Genomic DNA, 16,806 nt, shown 5'->3' with positions numbered 1-16,806 from the left:
TCTTCTAATCTTATTTTTATCACATGGGAAAAGTCTTTATCAGGCTGCAGTCTCCGCTATCCATCATAAAAATGGTCATAATAGCCATTGCATCATTGATGTGTGCGACAGTGTCAGCCCAGACCAAAAATGTCTCCTTGCATACCAAGGAAATGAAACTTGAAAACATCCTTCAGAAAATGCGGAAGGAAAACCCCGGCTACAAATTTCTCTTCAACCATGAAGAAATCAAAAACCGAGGACAAAAAGATATCGATCTTCACAACGTGCCGATTGACTCGGCACTGTCTGTAATACTTCAAGGCACAGGCCTGACTTACAGTATCGAAAAAAATATCATTGTGATCAGACCTATCACATCTGCAAGATCTGAAAACACCCAACTCACAGTATCTGGAAAAGTGATTGACTCGACCGGAGAACCACTCGCTGGTGTTTCAGTCATAATTGCATCCACCCATGAAGGGTGCGCCACTGATGTGAACGGACTATTCAACATCAAAGTGCCTGACGCCCATTCTGTGCTTATGTTCTCCATGATCGGAATGGAGCCGCAAGCCCAAATGGTAGGAGAACAACGAGTCATGAACATCATAATGCATGAAATCACCAATATGATAAGCGAAGTTGTGGTGACCGGTTATCAGGACATAAAGAAAGAAAAGATGACAGGTTCGGTAACCACCATAAATGCCGAAAAACTGAAAGATCGATACACCCCAAACATCCTTGACAATCTTGAGGGTCGTGTAGCCGGTCTATCAACCTACGGCGGCAGACCCATCATACGCGGCACCGGAACTCTGCATGCTTCTACCTCACCTCTGCTTGTTGTGGACGGATTGCCTATCGAGGGGTCCCTGTCCGATCTTAACCCTTACGACATAGAGAGCATCAACGTTCTCAAGGATGCCGCAGCCGCTGCAATATACGGAGCACGAGCCTCTAACGGCATCATAGTAATCACTACAAAAAACGCAAGAAAAAACGACAAGATTGACATAGACTTTTCAGCCAACCTCACCATATATGAGAACCTGAATGTCGATTATGCCGACAATCATTATATGACACCTGAACAACAAGTCGATCTTGAATCAAATTATTATGATTACTATTTCTTTAACAATGACGGCGAAATTTCCGATCCTATAAAGAACACAGCCTCGGCAATCTCATTGGGACATATGATTTCTCCTGTAAGGAACGCGTATTATCAACGAGCTCTCGGCAATATATCTCAGACAGATCTCGAAAGCACTCTCAGCTCATTAAAAAACAACAATTTTGCACGAGATTACGCCAAAGCCGTATTGCGCCGACAAGTGCTACAACAATACAATCTCGCGCTACGAGGATCAACAGAAAAGATGCACAATAATCTTGTGATCAATTACAAAAAAGACAACGCCGGTCGTATCAACAATTACAATAACTGGCTCAACATATATTATAAGGGAAGCTACGACCTCACATCATGGCTCACAGCAACAGTAAGCATCAACGGAATATACAACAAAAAACGCGACCTTGGCTCCAATGCAACAGCCGGATATGACGATATCTGGAGCATGCCTTCATACACTCAACTTTATAACGACGACTCCACAATCCGCCCCATATATTACAGATACAGCGGAAATGAATACTAGACTCTCCAGAACGGCATGGAGGACTTAGGAGTCAATATCATAGATGAGCATTATAAAAATTACGTTGACACAAAACGTCAGAACATGCGCTATCATGGTGAATTGCTTTTTAAGATTCTACCCGGACTCACAGCCTCAGCCCAAATCTCCTATGAGAATGAAAACACCGAGAAAAAATGGACTATAGAAAAATCAAGCCACGCCGCCCGTTCGTTGCGCAACGCATATGCTTATGAAGATGGAGGCTCGCTCAAATACTATATCCCAAAAGAGGAGGCATGCTACAGACCACCAACAACAAAGGCGAGTTTTGGACAGCACGCGGTCAGGTCAATTATTCACGCTCATTCTTTGACAGACATGAGGTATCAGCCATAGCTGGTCTCGAATTCAGAGAGACCACAACCAACGGCACCCAGTCAGTGATCCTCGGTTATGACGAGAATCTACAGACTGGCGTATCCCAGACAGTGGATTTCGGCATAATGAGCACCCTGGCTAATTCACCGTACTTCATATGTACGACACGAGGCAGAAACGAAGCGACTTACCCTGCAAATAGTTATGGCTATTCATACTATTTCAGCGATTATATGGGTCTTGTACTTGAACAGCACCACCGTTATGCTTCGGGATATGCCAATATCACCTATACTTACGACTCACGTTACAACATATTCGGTTCGTTCCGCAAGGACTATGCTGATGTCTATGGGCTGAACTCACGGTTCCGAGGCAAACCTCTATGGTCGGCAGGAGCCGGGTGGAATGTGCACAATGAAAATTTTGCACATGATCTTACATGGATGAATTTCCTTAAACTCAGGATTTCCTATGGTGTCACAGGTAATATCTATCAGGGAGCCACAAGCTATCTGACAGCAAAAACCGACGGTGTGAATATCCACACGAAACTGCCATATGCAACAATCAGCAATCCGGCAAACCCCAATCTCAAATGGGAACAGAACCGAACCACTAACATAGGCATGGATTTCAGTCTGCTAAATTACCGTTTGCGCGGATCATTCGACTATTATAATAAAGTTGGAAAAGACATCTTCTCACGCAAGACTCTTGACGCCACTGCCGGATTCCCATCCATGAACGCAAATGTAGCCTCAATACGCAACCGTGGAATAGAACTTGCCGTATCCTACGACTGGGTCGCACCACATGGACGTAACTGTTTCGGATGGACAACAAGCATGACTCTTGCCCATAACAGGAATATAGTGACCGATGTAGAGACTCCTGCCACCAAAGCTTGGGAACAGATCTCGACTCCGTTTAAAACAGGCTATCCTGTATCAGCAATATGGAGCTACAAGTTCGCCGGGATAAGTGAAGCTGCCGGACAAGAAGGACAGACACTATGGGAAATTGAGAATGGTGGTACCGCACACAATGCGAGCACCCATAGCGTTGAAATTCTCGAATATTCAGGTCAACGTGACCCTAAGATCAATGTCGGCATGGAGAATTCTTTCCGATGGAAAGGCATGACACTCAGTGTACTGATGGCATATTACGGCGGACACAAGATGCGTGCGCTCGCTGAATATGATGTATATGGTATCCCCGACAGCTCCATAGCCTCCTATTTCCTAAATGCCTGGACACCTGAAAATAGGACTGACACTCCAGGCATAGGCCGTTACGGATGCCAGTCATCATCATCGGTAGGGAGCGAGGCGGCCAGCTCCAATAAAGCAGTGCATGATGCCGACTTCATCAAGATACGCAACATCGTGCTCGGTTATAATCTGCCTGAGGCATGGCTCAGAAAATATGGCATCAACAACTGTCAGCTGCAATTCCAGATCAATGATCCGAAAGCAATATGGGTGAAGAATAATATCGGCATTGATCCGGAGACTCTTGGTCACAGAGGAAGAAGCTCATATGTTTTTGGACTCAACATCAATCTCTAATGCTGAAAATATAAACGATCATGAACTATAATATATCCAAATATTTCATGCTTGGAGCAGTATCGTTACTGTGTTCATGCGCCAATTTCACTGAAATAGAACCTAAAGGTCAAAATATACTTTCTACAACTCAGGAACTTGAAATGATCCTTAACAATGACTATGATTGCTGGGTCACCGATACCAGAGTGTTGAGCGGAGACTGTATATACAATGAATCAGAAAATGTTATAGACCTGCTGAACAGATCAGAAAAGACTCGCTGGTCCATTCTGCTGTCATGGGACGAAGATGGACATGACTCTCAGCTTGCCGATTTGATGGCAGATGATGAAGTGTACTCACGATGCTATAACCGCATAAATCGCATAGCCAATCCTATATTGTCAAGAGTGGACTTTGTGACAGGTAGCCAGGACCAAAAAGACCTCATAAAATGCGAGGCTCTTCTCAATCGCGCAATATTCCATTATATTGCGGTTCAGAAGTTTGCAAAAGCCTATGATATCTCCTATGCTGCTACTACTCCGGCAATACCATATGTGCTTGACACCGACAACATCCTTGAGCCACAACCTAAACGCTCATTACAATATGTCTACGAGCATATCCTTGCCGACATAGATCTGGCATTGACCATCAACGGACTTCCCGATAGAGCCATCAATCGCATGAGATTGAACAAAGCCTGTGCATATGCTGCAAAAGCTATGGTACTTATGTCAATGCAGAATTCCGATGAAGCGACAAAAGCTGCCCGCAATGCTCTTGACATAAATGATGTCATAGTAGATTATAACACTATGACCACCACTTATAATTCAATGCTTCTTAATCTACCCATTGAAATCCTATATCGCCCCCTTCTTGATTGTGAGGAAGATTACTTCTCGCTAATCACACTTGAGGCAGGGAACGGAATCCCATATGAAGCCTGGGATTTTCTGGAAGAAGGACATGCTATCCAAGAAAAGTTCCTCACCGAACATACTGCATGGGACGGACTTATGAGCCCTGTGGCAACATCATTAGGCATGAATTTAGTCGGCACATGGGATCTGACCTCTTCTTGGAACTCTATTGGACTCAAAACAACCTACATGTATCTGATTCTTGTAGAAAACGCAATCAACAACAATGATTACGACTCAGCAATGGGATATCTCGACAAAATAAGAGAGAAACGCATCGATCCTCAGAAATACAGTCCGCTACAAGGCTCTGTTTCCGACAAGGCCGAAGCAATAAGACATCTTAAACAGACATCCCACGGAGAATGCATTTTCACCTACTATAACTTTGTAAACAAAAAGAGGTGGTCGCGCCTGGATGACTATAAAGAGACTTACAAAAGGGAGATCGGAGGTGTCACCTACACCCTCTCTCCCGAATCAAACCTATGGATCTTCCCATTCCCTCAGAATGTGACAGGACTCAACAACAATATAACCCAGAACTACTGACACACGTCATGTCTGTAGTTCAATTCTAAAAATAAAGAGATAGAGGATGCTCATACATCCTCTATCTCTTTATTTTTAGACAGGGCTGACGCATGAGATTTAACTATCCTTAAAGACTTTGTACAGATATTCAGTGCTCCACATACATTTTTTGCGTCTTCGTTTAAGGCTGAGTTTATCGTTCTGCTTTTTAAGCATTTCCAATGCATACTTGCGCATCGCTGAAAAATTGACAGCGCCATTCTTGGCGCGTACGCGGCACATATCTTCCTGAAACGTCACGTCGAGATGCCAGTGTAGTTTGTTCTCGATACCCCAATGCGCACGAATACGCATCGCATAGTAAGAAGCCTCATCTTTCTCCACGCTGCTGAGATAGTAGATTGTTTCACGCGAGCGGGCACCGTTCTCAGTACGCTCACGCTCCATCTTTATGATACGTTTAAGACCGGGCCACTTCTCGTACATTCCCTCCTGTTCCAAAAGTGTCGTATCCATAATTGAACAGGTTCTCTTCTCAACTCTTCCGTGCCCCTTTTCCTCGGTTGTGTATACCGATATTGGAGTAGTGCTACTAAAGATACTCTCCGTCAGGCCCTTGAGTATCGGCTGATTGTCTTTAAGCGCCATCAGATAGTCGCCGCCCTGGAGTATGATCTGTTCTGCGATATTACGGTGGGTCCCCATTGCGTCGACTGAAACCAATGCCCCTGTAAGCCATAAAGAGGACAATACGGACGGCAGAACCGTAAGTTCGTTGGTCTTGCCATCCACCGGCTTTTCGGCAACGCAGATTTCTGTTTCAGATACCCACGCATTGAGGATATACAGTCCGTGGCATCCGGGACTCCTGGGATTTTCACCCCGCAGTTTCTTACCGTCAATGATGACCTGATTGCCGCACAGGGATTCGATTATGTGGCCTCGGCAGCAATCAAGACTTGCCCGGAGCTGAGCGGGATTGACAGACTCTACAACACGAAGTATCGTGTCACCACACGGGACACCGTTGCTAAGCTTCAGCAATCCGGCGGCCTTGAATTCTTCCTCTCGGTCTGTAACCATATCCGATATGTCGTCACAGTCCTCACAATCACACAACACGCCGATGAGTGCCATTCGGAGCACATCCTCAAGCTCATGTTTAACCTTGCCCAAGTCGCGCGGGTCTTTTACTTTGCTGAAAATTTCTATTTGCATACCTCTAATATAACCATTTTCAGCAACATATGCAATATCTGAAAGTTTATTTCACATAATCAGGTGAATTTTTGACTGAATTTGAGTTAAATCTCATGCGCCAGCCCTGATTTTTAGAGTCTATACGTGGGATTATTGCAGGGAAATCATTAACTTTGCATCTGCATTCATTAAGAAACAAACACAGCACATGAAATCCATATACCGTATCGCCCTCCTCGGCATGGCTGCCATTGCAGCTGCATCATGTTCAAACAACGGTCCACAGTGGCATCTCAACGGCACTATCGACGGTCTCGGAGAGAATGACAATGTAATACTCGAAGGCAACAACCAGGGATACTGGTACGTGATCGACACAATCAGCACCTCAAAGGACGGTAAACTCAAATATGCAGGAGCCGCACAGGATTACCCCGACATCTATCGTCTGCGTGTAGGTGAAAGCTCAGTGTACTTCCCTATCGACAGCATTGAGACTGTGACAATCAATGCCACAGCCCCCGACATAGCAGCGAACCACACTCTATCCGGGACTCCTCAGGCTGTCAATCTCGCTAAGGTTGACAGTATGCTCACAGCATCGGCAGCGCACAACGGCGTGAATGCAGTGGTGAATGACGAGAACATGAAGCGAGAACTCGGAGAAATGATTCTCGCTGATCCATCATGTGTCGTAAGCTACTACATCATAAGCAAGAGTATAGGAAACATGCCATTGTTCAATCCTTCCGAGACTTTTGACCATAGAATAATCGGGGCGGTAGCAAACTCATTCAACCAGTTCCGACCCAATGATCCACGCACAAAATATCTTTCCAAACTATATCTGAGCAACCGCAAACCGAGTCAGATAAAAGTTGAAGGACCTAAAATCGAGGCAAAACTCATAAAGGCATTTGAAATAGAACTTTTCGACCATACAGGGAAAAAACACTCACTCCTTGAACTCACTGAGAGCGGACGCCCTGTAATACTCAGTTTCACAGCATATGCAGCAGAATGGTCACCTGCATTCAATGTGGAACTAAACAAAGTGTATGAGAAATACCACCCACAGGGACTTGAGATATATCAGGTGTCTGTTGACGAAAATGAATATGCATGGAAACAGACAGCCAAGAATCTGCCATGGGTAACCGTGCTCAACAATGTAGCCGAAGGTGGCAAGGTGCTACAGCAGTACAATGTAGGATCACTACCGACAACATTCGTATTCAACCGCAACGGTGAACTCGTACAGCGCGTGCTTGATATCGCCGATCTTGACTCCGCAGTGGCAAAATGCCTCTAAAGTCAGCCATAACAACCTGTCGCACATACTGTTGTGAGGACATTTTATAAAATTCTTCGCTTCATATTAGTAATATTGCTGGTGCTGCCTTTGGCAGTACCGGCTTTGCTGTATATACTACTCTCCATACCAGGCATACAAAATGCTTTAGGACATCGTGCCGAGAAGGAACTGACCACACTACTCGGTACGGACGTAAGCATAGGAAAAGTGGAATACTCCCCTTTCACTCGTATTGTCCTCAAGGATGTGACTGTCAACGATACTACCGGACAGCAAGCACTCAGCATAGGTAATCTCGGAGCCGGAGTCAGCATCAATGAGTCACTCTGGAACAAACGCTTCGTAATCACTTACGCCGAGATAATCGACCTTAAGGCACGGCTATGGCGCGACTCAATAGGAGCACCTCTCAATATCGACCCAATAATCGCACGATTCAAGAAGAAAGAGCCATCCAAAAACTCATCATTCGATCTGGCTGTCAATATGGTGGTGATCAGAAAGTCATCAATATCCTACGACATCCTTTCGGAACCATACAAAGGGAAAGGGATATTTGACAGCAATCACATAGCATTAAGCGAAATCCGCGCCGACCTAAGGGCACCCCGCATCTCTAATGAAGCTATTGACGCCCAGATAAAAAGAATGGGCGCAATCGAGCAATCGGGACTCGTACTGAGCTCGCTTTCAGGAAAGCTATATATGGATACCAAAAAGGCAATACTTGCCGACCTCTCAATCCATATGCCACAATCGTCACTGGCTTTCGACAATATTGAAATAAACAGTTCCCCTCTTGCAAAAGGATTTGACTACAGGGACATAAACACCCAAATAACACTTCTTCCTGACGCCCACATTTCTACAGAAGATCTCTCCCCTCTCATTCCTGACCTTGAAGGGCTTGACCTTACGGCCGATCTGGAACTTGACACTGAAGGCGATGCCAATGAGGTCAATATAAATCGTCTTGACGTATCTCTACGCGAGAACAATTCCCATATCCACATGTCAGGAATAATAAGCGGATACAATCATGGGCGTGATTCCCTGGCATTCGACTTTGACAACATAAACGTCAGCTTAAATGTCCCGTCAGTTCTTGCTATTATAAGCAGATTCGGCGATAAAGGAGCTGATCTGACCCACCGCCTCAAACCGTTATCAAGTCTCGGTGATATCAATTTGCTTGGTCAGATAGCTGCCACAGAGAGGAATCTCGATTTCAAAGGATCAATAATCACATCAAACGGAAGTATCGACCTCGACGCCGGAGTGATGCGCCAGTCCGATCAGACTCCACTGAAAATTGATGGCAAACTTGTTGCATCAGGCTTCAACCCTTCCGGACTGGATCCCAAGCTGGCACCACTCACAGAACTGACACTTGAATCGTCAGTCGATCTTTCAATCGGACATAACAGAACCATAGATGGCACCGCCGAATTAAATATAGCCACAGCCATATGGAAAGATATGGCATACAATGACATAGCAGGTACAGCCAATTTTGCCGGAAAACATATCGATATCACTCTTGACAGCAATACACCGGATGCTGATTTCTCCCTGCGCGGAGAATATGACAATGGAGGTGACCAGCCGCTCACCGGACTTTATGCCGATATACGCAACATATCCTTGTCACCTTTCATATCGAACGGCGCATATAGGGATTATAATGTCTCAGCCGGGATTGACGCCTCGGTAAAGGGAAAAAGTATAGACCTTATGGAAGGATGGCTGAACGTAAAGGACTTCCACCTTTCTAACAACCATGACAACAGGCATCTTGATCTCGACCTTGTAAACATCTCATCCGCCATCAAGGACTCGATCCGCACGGTATCTGCCGCCGGCGGACCTATCAATCTCTCTTTACAAGGCGACTTCACTTTCCCTAATCTCGTGAAAGACATGAAGCAGCTTACTGCCAAAATATTCCCATCACTGCTTCCGAATGAGCATGGTTCAGAAAACATCAGCACTCATGCCGATCTACACCTTACTATAAATCCGGATACCGCTATATCACGATTCTTCAAACTTCCAGTCGAAGTAATCCATCCGATAAAACTTGAGGCCTCCACTAATGACAAGGATAATATGGCGCGACTACTGTTGAGCGCACCATATCTCAAGCAGAAAGACAAACTGATTGAGGAGACCTCCCTAACAGCTGCGATCGATGCCAACGACAGCACTTGCCATGTAGGCTTCAGTACCCTCGTCCCAACCAAAAACGGACAGTTGGATCTTAGAATCAAATCGACAGGTGCCGACGACAGGATTGCCACTGACATCAATTGGCGCATAGACCGAAAAGCGGAATTCAGCGGAGACATCTCATTCGTGTCATCATTCTCAAGAGATGATGACAATGCCCTACTCACAGACATTAAAGTCGCCCCGGGAAAAGTGGTGTTCAATGACTCCATATGGAATGTCACCCCTGCTGAAATAACCGTGAATCCAGGCAGAATCAATATCAGCAATCTCGGAGCATCACGCAGCGGGCAGACCCTTGCCATCAATGGGGTTGCAGGAGTTGACTCCCTGAGCCGGCTCGAAGTGGTGCTTGATCATATTGATCTTGACTACGTGTTCGAAACTCTCGCACTCAGCGACGCCGTAAAATTCGGAGGAATAGCCACTGGACGGATTTTCGGAGAATCTCTGCTCTCAAAGGACCCGATACTCTACACTCCTCGCCTGCTCGTGGAAGGGTTGAGCTACAACAACTGCAACTTCGGACTGGGAGATATCCACAGCTGGTGGGACAACAATACAAAAACAATCACAATTGGAGCCGACATCACACAGCTCAATGGGAAGCACTCAAGAATAACAGGCAAAATAATGCCTATGAGCGAAGAACTTGATTTCAATTTCTCTGCCGACGAAGCCCCATCGGCTTTCATGCTACCGTTCATGTCGGCATTTACTTCAAAAGTTGACGGCTTCATATCGGGAAACGCACGTCTGTTCGGCACATTCAAGGACCTTGACCTCTCAGGGGACATATATGTAAAGGACCTCGGGATGAAGCTCGATTTCACCAACACGGTCTACACTGTATCCGACTCAGTTCACATAACCCCGGGTGTCATTACATTCAATGATGTTATACTCAAGGACAAATATGGCAACCAGGCAAAACTATCCGGAGAGGTAACTCACAGATATTTCCATGACCCGGCATTCAGATTCAAAATAACCGATGTAAGGGATATGCTCGTATACGATGTCGGAGAACATGACACTGATGATCCTTGGTACGGACGCATCTACGGTTCAGGTTCGGCAGAAGTGAAAGGTGTGCCGGGAAAGATCGACATAGGTGTGAACATGCGTACTTCCGCTAAATCAACTTTCACCTTCGTGCTCAGCGATGCCGCACATTCGGTAGAATATGATTTCATAACCCTGCGTGACCGCGACAAAGGGAAAAAAGACTCTGTCGCCGCTCTCGATCCGACCCAACTTATAATAAAGCTGCTGAGAGAACGCATCAAGAAAGAGGAGCAAGGCGCACCCACTGTCTATGCCATGGAATTCAATGTGGACATCACGCCCGATGCCACACTCAATCTCATAATGGACCCAATAGGCGGAGACAAGATCACAGCCCATGGCTCAGGGCATCTACGCATGAATTATGCCTCGGACGGTGAATTAGAGATGTACGGAGAGTACACTCTCAACCGCGGCTCTTACAATTTCACATTACAGGACATTATTATCAAGGATTTCACTATCCTTGAAGGAAGCAAAATAACATTTCTCGGGGACCCCTATGCAGCACAATTGAATATCCGTGCAGCATACTCCCTTAATGCCAATCTGAGCGATCTTGACGAATCATTCCTTGAGGACCGTGAACTGACACGCACCAATGTGAAAGTAAACGCAATAATGATTGTGACAGGGGATATGCGACAGCCCGACATAAAGTTCGACCTTGAGTTTCCGACACTCACCGCCGACACTTACCGCAAGGTGCGCTCAATCATTTCGACTGATGAAATGATGTCACGACAGATTATATACCTGCTTGCACTCAATCGATTCTATACACCTGAGTATATGGCTACAACACATGGCAACGAACTTGTGTCGGTGGCATCCTCTACCCTGTCGTCTCGATTGGGCTCAATGCTCGGACAGCTTAGCGACAACTGGAGCATAGCACCTGCCATACGAAGCGACCGCGGCGACTTCTCTGACGTTGAAGTAGATGTAGCACTGTCAAGCCAGCTGCTTGACAATCGCCTGCTCTTCAATGGCAATCTCGGATACCGTGACAAATCGCTCAACAACAACAGTTTCATTGGCGATTTTGACATACGCTATCTCCTCAACCGCCTCGGCACCATACAGCTCAAAGCCTACAACCGCTATAATGATCAGAACTACTATCTGAAAAGCGCGCTCACCACACAAGGCATAGGAGTTGTGTTCAAGCGTGATTTCGACAACATATTCTCATTCCTGCGTCCTATAAAAAACAAGCTAAATAAGCGGAGACAGGAGAAGAATGATCCTTCAAAGGCTGAAAACGATTCAACGAAGACAGCAATCCCAAACGACTCCATCAATAAAAAGTCAACACGCTATGAAGTAAAATTAGACGAATAATCAGAAACCAAACAATAAAAGCAGGCTAAGGGCTCTTCACCCCACCTGCTTTTATCAGTCAATCTCACTTATACCTCTATTGTAAGCGTTTCACTTTATAGACTTTCCCAGGTAAAGTCTCCATGTCATATTCATACGTACGCAATACCACAGGATATCGTACCATTGTCTCGGGAGACACTTCCGTAGCCTTGACTTTTACATTCCGTAGCAATGGGTTGCCGCATTCTCCTTCAGCCTCACGCAATCCGTCACCCATGAGCGGAACATACGAACGGATACGCAACTTGCCACCTATATTTGATTTTATTGACGCTTCCGAGAGTTGCCCTCCGTTCCATGACATATCCACCTCAAAATTGCCGCGAGCCTTAAGTCCGTCCACACGCCCTTCCGACCACGAGTCAGGAATAGCGGGAAGCAGATGCAACGCCCCGTCGTGACTTTGCAGAAGCATCTCTGCCACACCTGCCGTAAAGCCATAATTGCCATCTATCTGAAACGGCGGATGTGCATCAAACAGATTCGGATAAAGCCTCCCTTCATCCTCGCCCGAAGCAAGAAACTGATTTTTATCACCTGAAAGTAGGGTTATCATATTACGTATGATACGGTCGGCATGATTACCGTCAAGCAATCGCGCCCAAAGATTGATTTTCCAGCCTATGCTCCAGCCTGTAGCCATGTCGCCACGCTGGATTAGTGTAGTCTCCGCAGCCTTGAATGCCGCCGGAGCGGTATAGGGAGTTATCTGACTGCTCGGATACAGACCGTACAGATGGGAAACATGACGATGCTGATTACGAGGATTATCAGCATCAGCGAGCCACTCCTGCAATTGTCCGTGACGCCCCACGCGCATAGGTGGCAGACGGTCGATAGCATCCTGTAATTTTTCCCGGTACTCCTTATCTACCCCAAGAGCCTCTGCCGCCAATCTGGTGTTGTTAAGCGCATCATAGGCAATCTGATTATCCATTGTGCATCCGGCTGTAATGAACGACTCCGTATATCCATGCTCGGGCGACATAGAAGGAGACGTCACAAGATATCCCAAAGAAGGATGTTCCACAAGATGACTCAGATAGAAATCAGCGGTACCCTTTATTACAGGATAATACTTGGTAAGGAATTTTTTATCTCCGGTGAAAAGATAATGTTCCCACAGGTGGGTGGCAAGCCATGCCCCTCCATTGGGCCACATGCCGAATGCAGCAAAATCGATCGGACCTGTCACTCGCCACAGATCAGTATTGTGATGAGCCACCCATCCGTCAGCACCATAAAGCACCTTGGCGGTTTTTGCACCGGTCTTTGACAGGTCCTCAATCATATCGAACAATGGTTGATGACATTCCGACAGATTGGTCACTTCAGCAGGCCAGTAATTCATCTCTGTATTGATGTTTATAGTGTATTTACTGTCCCATGGCGCATGCTGGCTCGCATTCCAGACACCCTGCAAGTTGGCAGGCTGGCCTCCGGGCTGTGATGCGGAAATAAGAAGGTACCTTCCATACTGAAACAACAGTGCCACAAGCGACGGATCGTAATCGGAATTGAAATTCAGCACTCTCCGATGGGTCTCATCCGCTGAATTAGATGCGGATGGAAGCTCCAGTTTAACACGGTCAAACTGCTCTCTGTAAGCACTAATATGCTCATCCAATGCTTTCGGAAAATCCTTTTTACTTGCAACAGAAAGAAGGCGCTCCACCTCTCGCTCCGGTTTCCCGCTTATGTCGCTATAGTTCACATAATTCGTTGCAGAAGCAATATATAGCGTAGCCTCTGTGGCATCCGAAACGTCAACCGAGGATCGAGTGCCTGAAAGAGCTCCGTCAGTCACAACCCTTATGCCACACACAGCCCGCAACCCGCCTGGTATGCCTTCCTGCTCAGCTCCCGGGATGGTCACAAGCATGTATCCACGTTTAGTCTTTACCGATGATCCTTCAGGAGCGTCATAACCCAGTCTGAAATTCAGAGCACCAGGCTTATCGACAGCGATATTTATCATCACCACACCATCAGGCAATGAAGCTATAGCCTGGCGTGTATAAGTAACACCTCCTGACTTATAACATACTTTTGCCACAGCCCTGTTCAAATCAAGCTCACGGAAATATCCTGACACAGAATCATTGTTGGAGAATGTCAAAGTCGCCTCTCCCAACGTAAGATAACGCATCCCATGCTGCGGGGTCATATAATATTTAGCTATAAGATCCTCAGCTTCCTTTGTCCTGTCCTGGAAAACAAGGTCCCTGATCTCTTCAAGATGAGCAATACCGTCGGGATTATTATTGTCATATGGACGCCCGCTCCAGAATGTCTCATCATTGAGCTGGATACGTTCTTCAGAAATGCCGCCATATACCATAGCTCCCATATGGGAATTACCCAACGGCAGAGCCTCGACCCATTCATTCGCAGGAGAGGAATACCATAAGCGCATCTCATTATCGTCTGCTTTTGCCGAAATCGAAACAGCAAGAACAGACAACATCATAAAAACACGTGTAGTCAACATATTATTCATGCATTGTTATTTTTTTGACAAAAATAGCAATCTTTATTCATATACCAACCAACATGCGCCAAATCAGAATCTAATTGATATACTATACCCCAACGGACAGCATGCATGTTACAGATATGAATAAAAATGAGCCATGGGATAGACGAATAGGCATATTACTGAAACTATTGAAGACACATATCCTACAATAAATCACTAATTTTGCATACAGACAAATCATCATTCTCACTATAATGAATCCAGTAAAATTAATTTGCAGTGTATTTGGCATGCTACTTGCCACAAGCACTTGTCCGGCAAGATGCGCAGCCTCTACAATAATAGCTGAAACCACCTATCCGGCAAGCGATCTTGGCAACGGAACATTCCGCAACCCGGTAATATGGGCTGACGTGCCTGACCTGTGTGTCATTCGTGTCGACAGCACATACTATATGGTAAGCACCACTATGCACATGTCGCCCGGCATTCCTGTAATGAGAAGCTACGATCTGGTGAACTGGGAAATAATCAACTACTGTTATCCACAACTTGAAACCACTGATGCTTTCGCCCTGAAAAACGGCAAGAATGATTATGCAGCAGGCTCATGGGCATCAAACATCCGATATGACAAGACTCTTAAACGTTTCTTTGTAATAACAGCATGCCAATCAACCGGAAAGTCCTACATATTCTCCACATCCGATATTGTAAACGGTCCGTGGCACCGTAATGACATTGAAAAATGCTATGATCCCGGACTTCTGCTCGAAGGTCCGGAACGAGGCAACCGCCGATGGGTTCTATATGGGCAGCAACGCGAATGCTATCGTGAAATATTTGTAGATGAAAAAACTTTTGACGTGACCCTCGGTCCAGAAATGCTATGGAAAGAGGACTGCGACCACGAAGGACGCCCGGATGTATGGGTAGAAGGAGCCCAAAGCCTTATGATAGGCAATGAGATATATCTTTTCATGATTTCCCTGCGTGACGGCCGCACACAGATAGTGTGGCGAGGAAAAGACATAAACGATCCCGACTCATGGCAAGTAAGACGAGTGTTCTACAAAGGTCAGATCATCAACGTATACGGGACTGAAGTTATGCCATCAAGCGGTATAGCGCAAGGTGCCATTGTTGACACTCCCGACGGAAAATGGTATGCCTTGCTGTTTCAGGACAATGGAGCTGTAGGACGCATCCCGGTACTTATCCCTGTGACATGGACCGATGACGGGTGGCCTGTATTGGGCAATAACGGAGAAACTGTGAACGAAATACTTCCCAAGCCAGGTGATCGAAATGCCGTCGGAACAACCGACATAGTTACATCCGATAATTTCGACAATGGGACCAGGAGACTTATAATCCGTGAGGAGGACACAAACTCTCCGGTCACATCAGGCATAACAATAAAGGATCTGAATAAAATAATATCAGATAATGCCGGAAACACAACAGCTATAGACTCAGTTATAGCCATGAATGAATACGGCTATAACGGATCAAACCTGAAATTGCAATGGCAATGGAACCACAATCCCAACAATAATTTATGGTCACTCACCGATCGCAAAGGATGGCTCAGACTGAAAGGAGGCATCAGAGCCAACAATATACGTGAGGCACGCAACACACTGACGCAACGCACATTCGGCCCGCAAAGCTCCGCTGTCACATATATTGACGCATCAGGGATGAAGGATGGCGACTATGCAGGCTTGACTCTTTTCGCCAACCGATACGGATATATAGGAATAACCATGCGCGACGGCACAAGATACATACAGATGAGACGTGCCACCGCAAAAGATGATGCCGGAGGTAAAGTTATAGCAGAATCACCTTTAAAAAGCGACAAGGTATATCTTAAAGCTGACTGCGATTTCGGTTATGACAAAAGAGACACAGCAACATTCTCCTACAGTATGGACGGAAAATCATGGACCCGGCTCGGCGACACACTCAAGATGGTATATGAATGGCCCGACTTCATGGGTTACCGCTTCGGTCTATTCTATTATCCTACCTGTAATCTCGGGGGGCATGCCGACTTTGACTATTTCCGTGTCAGCTATTGACCCTCTGACAG

The 16,806-nt window shown here is 45.9% G+C and carries 8 protein-coding genes; 6 read left to right on the top strand and 2 right to left on the bottom strand.

Annotation, left to right across the window (positions count from 1 at the left end; all coding sequences use genetic code 11):
• The first annotated feature begins 23 nt into the window (after positions 1-23).
• The 3 genes from EZ315_RS09570 to EZ315_RS09560 all read left to right on the top strand — a co-directional run bounded on the left by EZ315_RS09570 (position 24) and on the right by EZ315_RS09560 (position 5,049).
• A complete protein-coding gene (locus EZ315_RS09570) occupies positions 24-1,652 on the top strand; it encodes a SusC/RagA family TonB-linked outer membrane protein (RefSeq protein ID WP_135471854.1) in 1,629 nt (542 codons plus the stop codon).
• Positions 1,653-1,930: 278 nt separating this feature from the next.
• On the top strand, positions 1,931-3,586 hold the full coding sequence (locus tag EZ315_RS09565; protein WP_135471853.1) for a TonB-dependent receptor domain-containing protein: 1,656 nt from the start codon (positions 1,931-1,933) through the stop codon (positions 3,584-3,586).
• Positions 3,587-3,606: 20 nt separating this feature from the next.
• Positions 3,607-5,049, top strand: a complete 1,443-nt coding sequence (locus tag EZ315_RS09560) for a RagB/SusD family nutrient uptake outer membrane protein (RefSeq protein WP_135471852.1) — start codon at positions 3,607-3,609, stop codon at positions 5,047-5,049.
• Positions 5,050-5,148: 99 nt separating this feature from the next.
• Here the strand turns inward: EZ315_RS09560 and EZ315_RS09555 are convergent, their stop codons facing one another.
• The gene (locus EZ315_RS09555) at positions 5,149-6,249 is read right to left on the bottom strand and encodes an ISAs1 family transposase (protein ID WP_135470077.1); all 1,101 of its coding nucleotides are present in this window, start codon (positions 6,247-6,249) and stop codon (positions 5,149-5,151) included.
• 190 nt (positions 6,250-6,439) lie between these two features.
• On the opposite strand from EZ315_RS09555, the gene EZ315_RS09550 reads away from it, so the two are divergent.
• Both EZ315_RS09550 and EZ315_RS09545 read left to right on the top strand, forming a co-directional pair.
• The gene (locus tag EZ315_RS09550; protein ID WP_135471851.1) at positions 6,440-7,543 is read left to right on the top strand and encodes a TlpA disulfide reductase family protein; all 1,104 of its coding nucleotides are present in this window, start codon (positions 6,440-6,442) and stop codon (positions 7,541-7,543) included.
• Between the two features lie 105 nt (positions 7,544-7,648).
• On the top strand, positions 7,649-12,187 hold the full coding sequence (locus tag EZ315_RS09545) for a translocation/assembly module TamB domain-containing protein (RefSeq protein ID WP_135471850.1): 4,539 nt from the start codon (positions 7,649-7,651) through the stop codon (positions 12,185-12,187).
• A 76-nt stretch (positions 12,188-12,263) separates the two neighbouring features.
• Here the strand turns inward: EZ315_RS09545 and EZ315_RS09540 are convergent, their stop codons facing one another.
• Entirely contained in the window at positions 12,264-14,729 is a 2,466-nt protein-coding gene (locus EZ315_RS09540; protein WP_135471849.1) for a glycoside hydrolase family 95 protein, read from the bottom strand.
• A gap of 269 nt (positions 14,730-14,998) precedes the next feature.
• Here EZ315_RS09540 and EZ315_RS09535 point away from each other — a divergent pair, with 269 nt between their 5' ends.
• The gene (locus EZ315_RS09535; protein WP_170957505.1) at positions 14,999-16,795 is read left to right on the top strand and encodes a glycoside hydrolase family 43 protein; all 1,797 of its coding nucleotides are present in this window, start codon (positions 14,999-15,001) and stop codon (positions 16,793-16,795) included.
• Positions 16,796-16,806 lie beyond the last annotated feature (11 nt).

Source organism: Duncaniella freteri (assembly GCF_004766125.1).
GTDB lineage: Bacteria > Bacteroidota > Bacteroidia > Bacteroidales > Muribaculaceae > Duncaniella > Duncaniella freteri.
The sequence above is the reverse complement of the archived record's forward strand: the minus strand, read 5'-3'. Positions and strand labels throughout refer to the sequence as shown.